Annotated in this window: 15 protein-coding genes and 1 riboswitch; of the genes, 7 read left to right on the plus strand and 8 right to left on the minus strand. The window is 48.5% G+C overall.

Annotated features, from left to right (window positions below; all coding sequences use genetic code 11):
- Positions 1-49: 49 nt before the first annotated feature.
- The 6 genes from ACKTR5_RS06130 to ACKTR5_RS06155 form a co-directional block, all read right to left on the minus strand.
- Entirely contained in the window at positions 50-706 is a 657-nt protein-coding gene (locus ACKTR5_RS06130; protein ID WP_407880015.1) for an energy-coupling factor transporter transmembrane component T family protein, read from the minus strand.
- A complete protein-coding gene (locus tag ACKTR5_RS06135; RefSeq protein ID WP_407880016.1) occupies positions 703-2124 on the minus strand; it encodes an ABC transporter ATP-binding protein in 1422 nt (473 codons plus the stop codon). Before ACKTR5_RS06135 ends, ACKTR5_RS06130 begins: the two co-directional genes overlap by 4 nt.
- A 33-nt stretch (positions 2125-2157) precedes the next feature.
- A complete protein-coding gene (locus ACKTR5_RS06140; RefSeq protein WP_407880017.1) occupies positions 2158-2742 on the minus strand; it encodes an ECF transporter S component in 585 nt (194 codons plus the stop codon).
- A 126-nt stretch (positions 2743-2868) separates the two neighbouring features.
- Positions 2869-2958: riboswitch (TPP riboswitch) on the minus strand.
- A 52-nt stretch (positions 2959-3010) separates the two neighbouring features.
- Positions 3011-3616: an ECF transporter S component gene (locus ACKTR5_RS06145; RefSeq protein WP_407880019.1), complete on the minus strand. Its 606-nt coding sequence runs from the start codon at positions 3614-3616 to the stop codon at positions 3011-3013.
- 32 nt (positions 3617-3648) lie between these two features.
- Positions 3649-3966, minus strand: a complete 318-nt coding sequence (locus ACKTR5_RS06150; protein ID WP_407880021.1) for a hypothetical protein — start codon at positions 3964-3966, stop codon at positions 3649-3651.
- A gap of 208 nt (positions 3967-4174) precedes the next feature.
- On the minus strand, positions 4175-5146 hold the full coding sequence (locus ACKTR5_RS06155; protein ID WP_407880023.1) for a nucleoside hydrolase: 972 nt from the start codon (positions 5144-5146) through the stop codon (positions 4175-4177).
- Between the two features lie 297 nt (positions 5147-5443).
- Here ACKTR5_RS06155 and ACKTR5_RS06160 point away from each other — a divergent pair, with 297 nt between their 5' ends.
- From ACKTR5_RS06160 to ACKTR5_RS06170, 3 genes are all read left to right on the plus strand, one after another.
- On the plus strand, positions 5444-5953 hold the full coding sequence (locus ACKTR5_RS06160; RefSeq protein WP_407880025.1) for a MarR family winged helix-turn-helix transcriptional regulator: 510 nt from the start codon (positions 5444-5446) through the stop codon (positions 5951-5953).
- 93 nt (positions 5954-6046) lie between these two features.
- Positions 6047-6622 carry a hypothetical protein gene (locus tag ACKTR5_RS06165; protein ID WP_407880027.1) on the plus strand — a complete coding sequence of 192 codons (576 nt, stop codon included), beginning with the start codon at positions 6047-6049 and terminating at the stop codon, positions 6620-6622.
- Positions 6619-7203 carry a cadmium resistance transporter gene (locus ACKTR5_RS06170; RefSeq protein ID WP_407880028.1) on the plus strand — a complete coding sequence of 195 codons (585 nt, stop codon included), beginning with the start codon at positions 6619-6621 and terminating at the stop codon, positions 7201-7203. Before ACKTR5_RS06165 ends, ACKTR5_RS06170 begins: the two co-directional genes overlap by 4 nt.
- An 87-nt stretch (positions 7204-7290) precedes the next feature.
- On the opposite strand, the gene ACKTR5_RS06175 is transcribed toward ACKTR5_RS06170, so the two are convergent.
- Both ACKTR5_RS06175 and ACKTR5_RS06180 read right to left on the minus strand, forming a co-directional pair.
- Complete coding sequence (locus ACKTR5_RS06175) at positions 7291-7950, minus strand: metal-dependent transcriptional regulator (protein WP_407880030.1); 660 nt, start codon at positions 7948-7950, stop codon at positions 7291-7293.
- An 83-nt stretch (positions 7951-8033) separates the two neighbouring features.
- On the minus strand, positions 8034-9245 hold the full coding sequence (locus ACKTR5_RS06180) for an aminotransferase-like domain-containing protein (protein WP_407880031.1): 1212 nt from the start codon (positions 9243-9245) through the stop codon (positions 8034-8036).
- Positions 9246-9450: 205 nt separating this feature from the next.
- Here ACKTR5_RS06180 and ACKTR5_RS06185 point away from each other — a divergent pair, with 205 nt between their 5' ends.
- The 4 genes from ACKTR5_RS06185 (at position 9451) to ACKTR5_RS06200 (ending at position 13018) form a co-directional block, all read left to right on the plus strand.
- Positions 9451-9921, plus strand: a complete 471-nt coding sequence (locus tag ACKTR5_RS06185; protein ID WP_407880033.1) for a CopY/TcrY family copper transport repressor — start codon at positions 9451-9453, stop codon at positions 9919-9921.
- A gap of 147 nt (positions 9922-10068) precedes the next feature.
- Complete coding sequence (locus tag ACKTR5_RS06190; RefSeq protein ID WP_407880035.1) at positions 10069-12090, plus strand: heavy metal translocating P-type ATPase; 2022 nt, start codon at positions 10069-10071, stop codon at positions 12088-12090.
- A 147-nt stretch (positions 12091-12237) separates the two neighbouring features.
- Positions 12238-12765 (plus strand): GNAT family N-acetyltransferase, encoded by a 528-nt coding sequence (locus ACKTR5_RS06195; protein WP_407880037.1) that lies wholly within the window; start codon positions 12238-12240, stop codon positions 12763-12765.
- 109 nt (positions 12766-12874) lie between these two features.
- Positions 12875-13018: a hypothetical protein gene (locus ACKTR5_RS06200; RefSeq protein ID WP_407880039.1), complete on the plus strand. Its 144-nt coding sequence runs from the start codon at positions 12875-12877 to the stop codon at positions 13016-13018.
- Positions 13019-13146: the final 128 nt, after the last annotated feature.

Here is a 13146-nt window from a genome sequence, read left to right on the forward strand (position 1 = left end):
ATCGCTTCTTCATTGACTTGTCGTCAACGAAGAAGCGATTTTTTTAGACTTACGATAACGAGCTAAACAACACGGCCTGTAGGCAAAGTAAGCTAATGCCAGCGACCCAATAATTCCAGATTGGAACCGAAACGACAGTCACGTGTGTTCGGGGCGCATTTTCAGTAAAGCCGTGAGAAGTCATGGCCTCGGCCAAATTTTCGGACCAGTTAAGGGCGGCCACGATGGCCTTGAAAAGCAGCTGTGGTGACCAGAAATGAAGCGTGATGCCGCGCATTTGAGCACTGGCCCGAATGATGGTGACCTCGCGACGAATCTGTGGCACAAAGTTAAGCGCACCAACCATGCCGTAAACAAAGGTTGTCGGGAGGTGGGCATTTTGTTCCAGTGAGGCCAACGTTTTTGCAGGGGTCGTTGAAAACGTAAAGAGGCCGCCGAGGCCAGCATAGGCGTAGATCCGGGTGGCAAGAACCCAAGCAAAGTGGGCGTTTTGACCACTCGTTGTGAACCGGATGGAACACCAAATCCCGACTGCGGGGATGAGTGGAATGAGGGCGAGACGAACAAACGATACTAAGGGCGCACGTCGCCAACACATAATAAAGAGACTGATGATAAGAATCAAAACATTGGCCCAGATGACGCTGGTAAACGAAATTTCGATACCGATCAAAAGAATTAAGCTGAGGAGAATGGTTGGGTTCATAGGGAAGCCTCGTAGTGGAGTTGGTGATTGATTAGGTGGATGTGCCGATCTGCGTAGTGGACCACATCCGTGAGTTGGTGGGTAATCATGATAATCGTGTGGCCATGTTGATGAACCGCCTCATGTAGTAACTGAAGCATTTGGTGCGTTGACGTTAAGTCTAAACCGGTGAGTGGTTCATCCAGGAGCAGCGTATCCGTCCCCATGATCAACATCAATAAGAGCTGTAATTTTTTCTTTTGGCCCTCACTAAGCGTGTAGACGACGCGGTCTAATAAATCGGCGAGGCCGAGGTCGCTAAGCGTGGCATCAACTTTAGCGGGTGTCCATTCAGTGGAGACTTGGTGCGTCTGGCTAAGGGCCAGTTCCTCTGCAACCGTGATGCGCAAAAACTGACTGCTGGCCTGTTGGAAGACCAACGCGACGTGTTTTGCATACTGTTGGCGGCGGATTTTGTTGAGGTCAGTCTGCCGCCAAGTAATGGTTCCCGTGTACGGTTGTAACCGTGCCAGTGCATTGAGCAACGTTGATTTCCCCGTTCCGTTAGCACCAGTAATAACGGTGAGTTGTGCCTGAAACAGGCTTAACGAGGTCGCGGTCAGTAAGGGTGTTTGGTGGCCGACCGTGAGCTCGTTGAGGTCAAATTCCGATGCTGTCTGAACGACAGGGGAAAGTGATTGTGGTTGATGAGCATGTGCCGCAAAGTCGGTAAACCGAGTGGCCGTTTCGGTGACTGTTGCCGGATGAATCTGCTGACGAGTCGGATCCAAAACGTAAAGTTGATCGATCCGGTCACGATAGTCTGATAGATCATGGTCGGCAATGAGAATCGTTTTATGATGATTGGTGGCTAACTCGCTCAACCGGTCTAACAAGACCGTACGGGCCTCAGGATCAACGTTTGCAAAGGGTTCATCCAGGAGGATCACGCGCGATTCAAGCGCAACAATTAGGGCAAGCGAAACCTTTTGCTGCTCGCCACCGGATAGGGTGGTAAATTGCCGGTCCGCAAGGTCGGCAACATTGGCGAAGGCCAGAGCGTTTCTAACCTTATCAGGAATGACTGCTGGATTGAGCTGTTGGTTTTCCAGTGCAAAAACGAGCTCTTCACGGGGAGTGGGCATAGCGAACTGTTCACCGGGATTTTGAAACATCATGGCAACCAGTGCGGTTCGGTCGTTAGGCGCCAAGACGTTAACGTCCTGACCGGCGATGGTGATGTGCCCCTGCTCTTGGTGGCCCGTAAACGCAGGGTAAAGTCCGGCGACCAGCTTCAGAAACGTCGATTTGCCAGTTCCTGATGGGCCCGTCAGTAAATTAAACGTGCCGTCGAAAACGTCAAGTGACTGATCGTTAAGGACTGGTTGTTGCTGTGCATCATAATAAAACGTAACGTGATCGAGATTAATCAATGACATAATGGTTCACTTTCATAAAAGGTAAATGTAACGTTAGGCGCGCCGATCCAGGAGGTGCGAGCGGTCGAGAAGTTTCGTAACCGCGGCAACAAGGAGGCCGCCAAACAGCCACATTGAGATGACCCGGGTGGTGAACAAGCCGATTAGCATCCCGGGGTGAAAGGCACTGTAACCAGAGCGAGCAAGGTCCCAAATAAACGTTACGATGGCTGTGGTGACAGCAGATAGCGAGAGGGACCATAAGTCATAACGGCGGTAGCGCGTAAACGCGAAACCTAGTTCAGAACCAAACCCCTGAATAAAGCCAGAAAGGAGGGTGCTGGGGCCCCACTGTCCACCAATGATGGCCTCAACAGCGGATGCCAGGAGCTCGCCGATGGTGGCAGAACCAACTTTCCGAAGCATGAAGGCGGCGAGTGGACCAGCCATGGTCCAGAGCCCCAGCAGGGCGTCATTGGCGAATGGTGCCAACCCAAATGGTGTTAGCAACAGGGTAAGTCCGTTGTACAAAAAACCAACGGCAAAGAAAATGATTCCCATGAAAATCGCCATGATCGTGATTAAGATGACGTCACGAAGGTGCCATGAATTGTGATGTGGTGCTGATTGATGTTGCATAAAAAGTTCCTCCTATTGGTAATGTTACCGGACATTAGGAACCGCTATTTGAGACATAAAAACCCCGACACAGATAGAGTCTGTGCCGGGGCGCAATTGCGACATTGAAAACAATCCAAATTAACGGATTGTTGTGACGTATCTCCCTTCGCCGGTACTAACCGGAGCAGGTTCAATGGGTCTTATCTCAGCCAAACGGCACCCCAGATCTATTTAAACTACGCTCATCATAGCGAATACTTAGCAGAAATTCAACAAGTAATGTCCGTTAATTTGACCGACGAACGCGGAGGATTGCCCCACCAATGATTGGCACGATGATAACACCGGCAATCATTTCTGCAATTCCGTTTGTCCCAACCAAGGAAAGGAGCAGCCACATAAATGTGCCACTGTGAGGAATTCCAGGGAAGTAAACGTGGAAAATGGCAATGGTTGCCCATGCGCTCAAAACAACCAGTGCGGTGTTAGTGAAGGAGGCCAAAAAACCGGAAAGGACAAGCCCTAATCCCTGACGGTGACGCTTAGCCAGTGCCTGGAACGTGTACCCGACGACAAGGCCGATCATGATTCGGGGAACTAAGGCGGTCACAGGATTTCTAAACAGGAAGGCCCCAATGTTGTACGTGGTGGTCCAGGCTTGAATCAGTGAAGCTAACCCCCAGACACCACCGATGAGGGCGCCCCACCACGGTCCGAGCAGAATGGCAGCAATGGCGACGGTAAATTGAATGATGGTAATTTGCAAACCGATAACCATTAACCCCAAGGGAATGTATCCTAAAAAGGGAACAATGACCTGCACGATGATAATGGCAATAAAAAGTGCGGCCAACACGAGATTTCTAGTGCTAGCGCTAGTAGATGTTTTCATGGTAACGAGCTCCTTTATGTTATGGGAACGGATTAAGCAAGTAGCCGCATCACGCCCATGATGATGTTGTAAAACCAAAGAATGGCACTAACTAAACATAATCCACCAATCAGTAACAGGGTGAGCCAACCAAGGCCAGCCGTTGCGCCACTTGTAAAGCCAACCGCAACGATCCAAAAAAAGCTCCCAAAAGCAATAATGGTTGGTAACAGTTGACTCCAAAAAGCGCGGGCTGCATCACGAGTAACGTCTCGTTGCCCAGCTGCAACGATCCAAACGATTAGCGGAAAGATAACTGGTAAAAATAAAATGCTGAGGTAACAAAGGGCTGTTAACACTTTATGTGCCATGGTCACCGCCGCCTTTCCTAAATGATTACGTTCATTTTACGCTAGCAGGACGATTGACGCCAAAGTTTTTAATTGACCCAGGTGGAAAAATCGTGACGGCGACTAAACGACGCAATCATTTAGGATTACGTCATGAATCCGCATAAAAAGCGACCGCTTCCTGATTTGTTAGGAAACGGTCGCTTCAAATTGAGCAGAATATGAATGATTAATGTTGGGCAAATAAGTTGGTCAACAAGTCCATGAAATGGGCAAGGTAACGATCCTTATCAACATCAACGGCAACCTTCATGTTAGTCGTTGGGTCATTCAGTCGAGCTGAATCACCAATGGTCCGACCAATATCAGCAGAGTTAGCAGGGTCATCATGAGTGACCTTCATGTTTAAATCAATCAACTTAGCGTAGCTTGAATCGATTGAGATTCCAACAGCCAATGGGTCGTGAATGGCACAACCATTTTTATCAATGTCTAAATCGTAGTAAGCGTCAATGTAGTAGTCGGTAATGTCAGCAAATTTTTCACCGGCAACCGTTCCAAGATCACGCCATTGTTGCGTTTCCTTTTTAGTCAAAAGGGTCCGCAGAGTCACGTCTAACCCAACCATGGTGGAGCGCAATGGTGAGCGGAAGACACGGTCAGCGGCCGCGGGGTCCTGGTTGATGTTGGCCTCTGTAAAGGCCGTTACGTTACCAGGAACAGTCAAGGCACCACCCATGAAGGTCATGTTACCAATCAGGTTAGCGATGGTTGGATCCTTTTGAATTGCGGCATCAATGTTTGTTTGTGGGCCGGTTGGCACCAAAATCAAATCATCGCCGTATTCATGTGCAGCATCGATGATGAAATCGATCCCTGAATTTGCTTCAACTGGGCGACTTGCTGCAGGAATTTCAACTTCCCCAATCCCGTTGACCCCATGGATCTTTTGACTGATTTCCATAACGTCAAAGTGATCTGTTGTGCTGGAATGTGCGTCACCTAGGAAAACGGGAACGTCTGTTGCACCCAATAGGGCTAACAAGTTGAGCGAATTCTCCGCTGACTTGTCTACCAAAACGTTACCATATGATGAAACGATCCCAATTAAATCAACTTCTGGTGAAGCAACTGCATAGGCGATGGCGAGTGCGTCATCCACCCCAGTGTCTAAATCCAGAATCATTTTCTTTGTTGCCATTTTATAACCCCCACAAATGTCAGATTAAAAGCTGTAAACTGTCCGATTACTTCCCTCATAATAGACGAATGTAAGCCCTTTCTCAAGTGAAATGGCTAATTTCTCATGTCATTGTTAATTAAATAGATTAAATAATGCTTAGATGACCGAAGACTGGTGATAAAACATCGGTCGAGTTAGTCAAAGGGCTTGACCATGCGGTTGTTTAAAAGGATAATAATTAAAATTGTAGTTCATTATAATGTGTATTATAGTTTTTAATGGCAAATAATCACCGAGGATTTAGGGTAGTGAGAGATGAATGATGAAAAGAAGCAGGCACCATCCGAACTAAACGTCAATGAGGTTGTTGAACTGTTACAGCGCGGGTATTTGGGCAGCTTTCGAATTATTGAAAAGGTCCTAACAACACTGCCGATGAAATATGGCACAAACTGGGCAAGTTTGTGCATGCTCAATCAACTAGCGGAAGACCCAAATGTGTCCGTTAACCAGTTGGCGGAGCTCAATCACATAAGTACCGGGGCGGTTTCATTACGAACCCGGGATTTACTGAGTCAGGGATTAATTGAGATTCAGATCGATAAGGATGATCGCCGGCGCCGGCATCTTTCCATTACTGAGGCCGGGCGGGCGTTACAAGAAAACCAGGTCAAAGAGGCGCGGCTAACTGCGGAATTGTTACTTCAGCAGGTCAGTTACGACGATGTTATGAGGATGCAGGCTTGTTTTGACGATTTATCGGTAATTTTGGATGGGCGGCTTGAAGCGTGGAACCAGTCATCACTTGCCTCAGACGAACGCTAGTGTGAAATTTTTGGTGTTCTGATTGGGGAACCGCAATGTTTCCGCCAAACGTGGCATAATAAACACCATTAACAACAAGTGAGGATCAGTCTCATGTGGACGGTAATTTTAAGTTTACTGGTATTATTTTATTTTATTCAGGGACAATTTGCTTTTGAACGTCCAACACGATTACGATATTGGGTGCTCCCCATTTTTGCGCTGGTGATGTTCAGTCAAACGTTTAAGGTCACGGCGGCTAACGTCTGGATTGCTGTTGCAATGGTTGGTCTTGGTATTATTATCGGGATCTTGCAGGGACGTTACGCAACCATCCGGCCCCTTCTCGGTGCGAGTGGTGAAGCACGCGTTGAGGTGAAGGGCGGCTGGTTGTACCTTGCTGGCTGGGCTGTTATGCTCATCGTTCAGTTAGGGATGGAAGTCATTTTTGCACACCATGCCCTCACCGTGAAGGAGGTTTCAAACGAAGCCTTTCAAAGCGTGATTGACGAGTTGTTTCCAATCCGGCGACTCCAAGGGAGTGGTTGGTGGGTGCTGTGGGCGTTAACGGCTGGTTCAGGACTAGCGTATACATTAACGTTAATGCACCGTTCAGAAGGCTTTCGTGCAACCATCAAACGTCATGCTCATCGCAATGATCGGCGGGCAGAACGGAGGCACCATCAGTGATCCGAGTGATGATTACAGCCGGTGGAGCGTTTTTAGCGACCAACATGGACGATCTCTTGTTGTTAATTATGTTTGCCGGGTCAGCGAAAACAAAACGCCAGTGGCGTGCTGTTATATGGGGGCAACTGTCAGGAATCGTTACGCTAATTGCCGTAAGTTGGCTCCTGAGCTTTGGACTGATGAAGTTTGCCCCGTCATGGATCAGTCTTCTGGGGATCATTCCAATTGCGGTTGGGGTGCTCGATTTGTGGCATGAACGTCACGGGTGGGCAGAGGCGCCCGAATTGAAGCAGGCCAAGGTTCGAGCCGTTTCCGTTCCGTTAGTATGGAGTGTGACGGTTGGGGATGGTGGCGATAATCTGAGTGTCTACATTCCGCTATTCGCGAAGCAAACGGCAGCGGACATGACAATGACAATTGCAATCTTTTTCATGTTAACCATCGCCTGGCTCTGGCTGGGCCGCCGCTTAGCACAAACGAAGGTGGCCGTTGTAATTGTGGAGCGCTTTAGCACGTGGCTGATGCCAGCCCTGTTAATTCTGGTTGGGAGCGTCATTTTATGGCACGGATTTATCCACTAGCCTAATTAAATTAATCTAAAACACCCCGTGTCCTTAGATCGTTCGCTAAGGACACGGGGTGTTTTGGTTGGGGCACAGGGGCACCCGTTATTTTGCTTCAGGAGTTGTTACGAACACATTGTTGGCAGCTTTAAAACTAACGTCAACATGGTCGCCTGCATCAGTGGTTAAGGTGATTGGGCCTTCAAAAGGTGCGTGCGCCGAAACGGTGTACGTTTGGCCAACCACGAAGTTCAGGCTTTCTAAGTATTCTAACAGGTCGTGGTTATCGACAAAACGGGACAGCGCGATCACAGTGTTATCGGTCACGTCAGCTAACGCTAAGCGACTGCCCTCAACGTAGTGGCCAGCTTGATCTGGAATGGCCCCACCATGGGGACAATGGTCAGGATGGTCCAAAAAATCATCCATGGCGTCAATCATGTGATCACTGGAGCTGTGTTCCAATTGTTCCGCTTCCTGGTGAACCGTGGCGAGTGTATAGCCAAGCTTTTCGAAAAGGAAGCACTCCCATAACCGGTGCTTACGAACCAATTCTTCTGCTGCGGCCCGACCTGAATCTGTGAGTGAAATGCCAGCGTAGGGCGTATGAGCGACTAGCCGTTCTTCGACCAATTTATTGATCATTTCTGTCACAGAAGCAGCTGCAATGTTGAGACTCAACGACAGCTGCTTGTTTGAAACTTTTCCAGAAACGCCACCTAACTCAAAGATCATCTTTAGGTAGTCTTCCTTCATAGGGGTCATTATTTTCCACCTGTCATTATAAAATTTGTGTCACATCATTTATAGTCCATTTAGGTGGAAAAGACAACTGACGGTTACCTAAATCACTGGTCAAGCACCGATTGGGTGAGTTGGCAGGTAAGGGCGTCACCAAAGCGTTTGATCCCACTGGTGATTTCTGCTGGTGTAACACCAGAAAAGTTAAGGCGCAGGGTATTGGTCACGTTTTGGTGGGCGTAAAAGACCTGGCCCGGAACAAAACTGACGTGGGCCGTTGCTGAAATTTCCGTTAGAAGCGCCGTTGTGTCCAGATCATCTGGGCAGGTTAACCAGATAAAGAACCCGCCAGCAGGGGTTGTGTAATGGACAGTTTCCGGCATAAACCGGGTTAGTGCGGCAATCATGGCGTCACGGCGTTGCTGATAGACAGGGATTAGCGTTGCGATGTGCTCATCTAAAAGACCGTGGTCAAGGTAGTTTGTGATGGCCTGAAGCATGATTGCTGGCGATTCAAGGTCGCTGGTTTCCTTTAACTGCCGGAGTTTTTGAATAATGGCGGTCCCTGCGATAATCCAGCCAGTCCGAAGCCCGGGCATCAAAATTTTTGAAAAACTACTAATGAAAATGACACGATCATGGGTGTCAAAAGCTTTAATGGCGGGAAGCTGATGCCCCGTATACCGGAGGTCACGATAAGGCGTATCTTCGACAATGTACACATCATAGTGCTCAGCTAGTGCCACTAGGCGTTTCCGATTTTCGGTCGGCATGGTGACTCCAGTTGGGTTATGAAAGTCTGGAACTGTATACACAAGTTTGATGTTGGGATGTTGTTTTAGGGTGGCTTCAAGGGCATCAAGGTCCATGCCGTCACGTGTCATTGGAACATCGTGATAACGTGGCGCATATTGGTCAAATGAGGCCAACGCCCCCACATAGGTTGGCGCTTCGACCGCGAGCTCATCACCCGGGTTTAGGAACAGCCGAGCAACAAGATCAATGGCTTGTTGGCCACCCTGGGTGAGTAAAACATTTGCTGCGGTGGCCGGAATTGTCGCCGTTTGTTGGGCACGATCGGCAAGTAATTCACGTAAATGGAAAGGGCCGTCGACTGCTTGGTACTCAAAGAGGTGGGCGCCGTGGTGATCGATGACTTGGGTAAACGCTTGTTTCATCGTGACGGTGGGAAATAATGCAGGGTTCGGGTTCCCAGCGGAAAAGCAAACGCCATTTTGTCCAAGGTCATTGGCGAATAGTTGACCAAGGCGGTTTTCATTGCTGATACTGACGCGATCCGAAAAAATTGTTTTTGTCATGTTAAGGCCCCTTTCGTTATGCCCCAGTATAGGGGGCGGGGTTGGGAAAATAAAACGCAACTTTTTCATAATGATGATGAAAAATCTTCATTATCGAATTAACGTGAGGAAAATTACTTAAGCAGGGGCAAATAATTGAAAATAATTGATTACAAGTGTAAACTTAAAAACAAAAGCGACACTAAATCAAGGAGGCGGCGTGACGATGGAAGCAACGGTTAAACTGGAGATTAGCGATGCAGAGTGGGAAGTAATGCGGGTCGTTTGGACGCTTGGCCAGGTGACCAGCCATCAGGTGACCACCATTTTAGCGGATAAAATGGGCTGGAAAGCCGCGACAAGCAAGACCCTCCTAGGACGGTTGGTGAAAAAAGGGGCGCTGGCAACGGCAAAGGAAGCAAACGCCTTTGTTTACACGCCATTAGTTGCAGAACAAGACGCCATGAACGCCGCAACGCATGCGTTGTTTGGTCATCTCTGCGAAATGAAGGCCGGGGCGACGCTTGCAACCTTAGTTAACGATTTGACGCTTAGTCGAACGGACATTGCTCAGTTACAACAAGTATTGGCTGAAAAAGCAATTGACGCACCAGCCGTTGTTCCCTGCAACTGCGTTCCGATCCAGTTAACCGATGGGGAACACGGTTGCACCCCCACCGCAGTTAATAACGATTAAAACAGAATGTTAATGGCCACCACCATGATGTGGGTGGCCATTTTTATTGGGAAGCGCGTTTAATACTTGACGAATTTCGATTACAAATGTAAACTTTAGTCGTTGATTACAAACGTAAACGAAAAAGCACGTTGAGGGGGCACAATCATGAACAATATGTCGATGGACCATGAGATGGATCATGGATCAATGGAGATGGCCGATGATGGCATGATGCACATGGGCAATCTTAAACGGAAGTTTTGGGTTTCCGTGATTTTAACGATTCCAATTATTTTGTTAACGCCAATGATGGGGGTTCACTTACCCCTTCAGGTGACGTTTCCTGGGTCCGATTGGGTGGCAGCACTGATTGGAACAGTTTTGTTTTTCTACGGCGGCTCACCGTTTTTCTTTGGTGGGTTTGCTGAACTAAAAGCAAGAAAACCCGCCATGATGGCATTGATTACAATGGGGATCTCTGTCGCTTACATTTACAGTTTGTATGCGGTGGTTGCAAATAACATCTTTCACGCGCAACCAATGGTCACAAACTTTTTCTGGGAGTTGGCAACGCTGATCGATATCATGTTGCTGGGACACCGGATTGAAATGAATGCCGTGATGAACGCGAGTTCTGCGGTTGATTCGTTAGCCAAGTTGTTGCCTAACGTTGCTCACAAGGTGGTTGATGGTCATGTGCAAGACGTCGCTATTAGCGATCTGGCCGAGGGTGATCACGTTTCCGTTCGTGCAGGCGAACAGGTTCCGGCAGACGGCACATTGGTCAGCGGGACAACAAGCGTTAATGAAGCCATGGTGACTGGTGAAGCAAAACGGGTGGAAAAGACGGTCGACGCAACGGTGATCGGTGGTTCAGTGAATGGTGACGGGACGTTTGAAATGGTCGTCACCGGAACTGGTGATTCTGGGTACTTAGCGCAAGTTATGAATCTTGTGAACAGCGCCCAGGCATCAAAATCGGCTCAAGAAAACATGGCCGATCGGGTGGCCGGAACGTTATTCTATGCAGCCCTGACGGTGGCCATCGTGGCGTTTGGTGTCTGGCTGCTTGTTGGTAATTTGCCACTAGCCCTGTCTGTCGCCGTGACGGTTCTGGTTATTGCTTGTCCTCATGCCCTGGGGTTGGCCATTCCGTTGGTTGTCTCAAGAAGTACGTCCATTGCGGCCCGTCATGGTTTGTTAATTAGGAACCGGAACGCATTGGAGCGGGTCAACGACATGAAGTATGCGTTGATGGATAAAACGGGGACCCTGACAGAAGGTAATTTTGAAGTGCATGCACTGGGAAGTTATCAAGCGGACGTTACGGAAGACACAGTGTTAGCCCAATTAGCTGGTCTGGAAAGTGGGTCTAGTCATCCATTGGCAGTCGGCATTAAGAATGCTGCGAAAGCGCGAAGCGTGACCCCGGTTTCAGCAACAGACATTAGTCAGATCACGGGTGCCGGTGTGCAAGGAATGGTGGCTGGTCATAAGTTGCAAATTGTATCAGCCCATTACCTGACAGAACGTGGGTATGCGCTGGATCAACAGCAGTTTGATGAGCTGGCCAGTGCAGGTAACTCCGTTAGTTATTTGTTAACGGATGGCACGTTAACGGGATACGTTGCTCAAGGTGATGAAATTAAGGCCGATGCAAAGCAAATGGTGACAGCGTTGAAGCAACAACACATTACCCCTGTGATGTTAACGGGTGATAACGAACAAACAGCGCAGGTGGTTGCAGAACAATTGGGCATTACGGAAGTTCACGCGCAGCTATTACCGCAGGACAAGGAAACGCTAGTTCGTAAGTATCAACAAGATGGTGCGGTAATGATGATTGGTGACGGTGTGAACGACGCGCCAAGTTTGGCCCGGGCAGACGTCGGTATCGCCATCGGCTCCGGAACGGATGTTGCGATGGATTCAGCGGATGTTGTGCTGGTTCGTAGTGACCCCAATGATGTGATTGAATTTCTGGATCTCGCCCGGAAGACAACGAGAAAGATGACCGAAAACTTGTGGTGGGGCGCTGGGTATAACCTGTTTGCCATTCCGCTGGCGGCCGGCATCTTGGCCCCAATTGGGTTCTTATTAGATCCAATGGTGGGTGCCATCTTGATGTCACTGAGTACGGTGATCGTCGCCATTAACGCAATGACGTTATCCGTCAAAAACGGGTAATCAAAAGTGAATGACGAGTAAAAATGGCGGTTCTCAAAATGGGAACCGCCATTTTTGTTAGCATTGAGCTAATTTGTAAATTGAGGGTCGCAAGGTTTATGAAAACCGAGTAAACTTTGGTGAAGAACGCACGGGGAGGAACGGAGAATGATTTTTGAAAAGTATCATCCCATCATGACCGCACACTATGTGTTGGACTGGCTGACAACGTATAAGGTGAAAGATGTCTTTGCGTTGCGTCATGATATGACGGTCGCTTCGTTAAGCGGGCGGACCGTTGATGAGACGCTAACAGAGACGGCAACCTACGTTAACCAGATGATGAGCCGCGTCATGAGCAATCAAGCCCTAGTGTGGGGAATTGGTGATCAGCGGACACAGGCCTACCTTGGCACGGTCATGTTGACGGATTTTAAAACCGAGCAGTCGCAAGCAACGATCAGCATTGAGGTAGTGGCAAACGAAGAGCAACAAGTGATCAGCCGTGAGGTGTTACTGCACACGCTGGCGTTTTCACGTGAAGAACTGGGATTGACCGTGTTAACGGCGGATGTTCCGTTACAAAACACCTTAGCACAGACACTGTTTGAGGCAGCTGGGTTCACAGCATTTCCGTCCACGCGTGGGGTGCTAGAGCGGCATTACGAACGCGATTTATCGGTGCCGATAGCATAATGGTTACCAAATGACGCCAAAAGCGCTACAATGAAATTAACGAGTGGTTTGGTGAAGTCAGTAGCTCGAGACTGCCCGCTTTTTTTCCATCTTAAAAGAGGCGATAATCATGGCTAAATTGAGTAAGGAAGAACGGAAGGCTTTGATCGAAAAAGCTGAAGAAGACCGTGCTAAGAATCCCCAACCTGCATCAAAGGTTTCTGGATTTGCAACGATCGATGCAGATGCAAAGAAATTGTCTGGTGAAAACTAGACAATTTGTTGGTGGCTTACATAGGTAAGTGAACCAAATTAAAAAGACAGCGACTGTGACCTTTACCCCGAAAGTTGAAACAAACTTTCGGGGTTTTCTTATGACTAAAATTTCTATTGAAACTAAAA

It is taken from the genome of Furfurilactobacillus entadae (genome assembly GCF_045862745.1).
Classification (GTDB): domain Bacteria; phylum Bacillota; class Bacilli; order Lactobacillales; family Lactobacillaceae; genus Furfurilactobacillus; species Furfurilactobacillus entadae.

Bases quoted from the DNA above. Each gene is read 5' to 3' on its own strand.
- ACKTR5_RS06130 (WP_407880015.1), bottom strand. From the start codon at position 706: ATGAACCCAACCATTCTCCTCAGCTTAATTCTTTTGATCGGTATCGAA.
- ACKTR5_RS06135 (WP_407880016.1), bottom strand. From the start codon at position 2,124: ATGTCATTGATTAATCTCGATCACGTTACGTTTTATTATGATGCACAG.
- ACKTR5_RS06140 (WP_407880017.1), bottom strand. From the start codon at position 2,742: ATGCAACATCAATCAGCACCACATCACAATTCATGGCACCTTCGTGAC.
- ACKTR5_RS06145 (WP_407880019.1), bottom strand. From the start codon at position 3,616: ATGAAAACATCTACTAGCGCTAGCACTAGAAATCTCGTGTTGGCCGCA.
- ACKTR5_RS06150 (WP_407880021.1), bottom strand. From the start codon at position 3,966: ATGGCACATAAAGTGTTAACAGCCCTTTGTTACCTCAGCATTTTATTT.
- ACKTR5_RS06155 (WP_407880023.1), bottom strand. From the start codon at position 5,146: ATGGCAACAAAGAAAATGATTCTGGATTTAGACACTGGGGTGGATGAC.
- ACKTR5_RS06160 (WP_407880025.1), top strand. From the start codon at position 5,444: ATGAATGATGAAAAGAAGCAGGCACCATCCGAACTAAACGTCAATGAG.
- ACKTR5_RS06165 (WP_407880027.1), top strand. From the start codon at position 6,047: ATGTGGACGGTAATTTTAAGTTTACTGGTATTATTTTATTTTATTCAG.
- ACKTR5_RS06175 (WP_407880030.1), bottom strand. From the start codon at position 7,950: ATGACCCCTATGAAGGAAGACTACCTAAAGATGATCTTTGAGTTAGGT.
- ACKTR5_RS06180 (WP_407880031.1), bottom strand. From the start codon at position 9,245: ATGACAAAAACAATTTTTTCGGATCGCGTCAGTATCAGCAATGAAAAC.
- ACKTR5_RS06185 (WP_407880033.1), top strand. From the start codon at position 9,451: ATGGAAGCAACGGTTAAACTGGAGATTAGCGATGCAGAGTGGGAAGTA.
- ACKTR5_RS06190 (WP_407880035.1), top strand. From the start codon at position 10,069: ATGAACAATATGTCGATGGACCATGAGATGGATCATGGATCAATGGAG.
- ACKTR5_RS06195 (WP_407880037.1), top strand. From the start codon at position 12,238: ATGATTTTTGAAAAGTATCATCCCATCATGACCGCACACTATGTGTTG.
- ACKTR5_RS06200 (WP_407880039.1), top strand. From the start codon at position 12,875: ATGGCTAAATTGAGTAAGGAAGAACGGAAGGCTTTGATCGAAAAAGCT.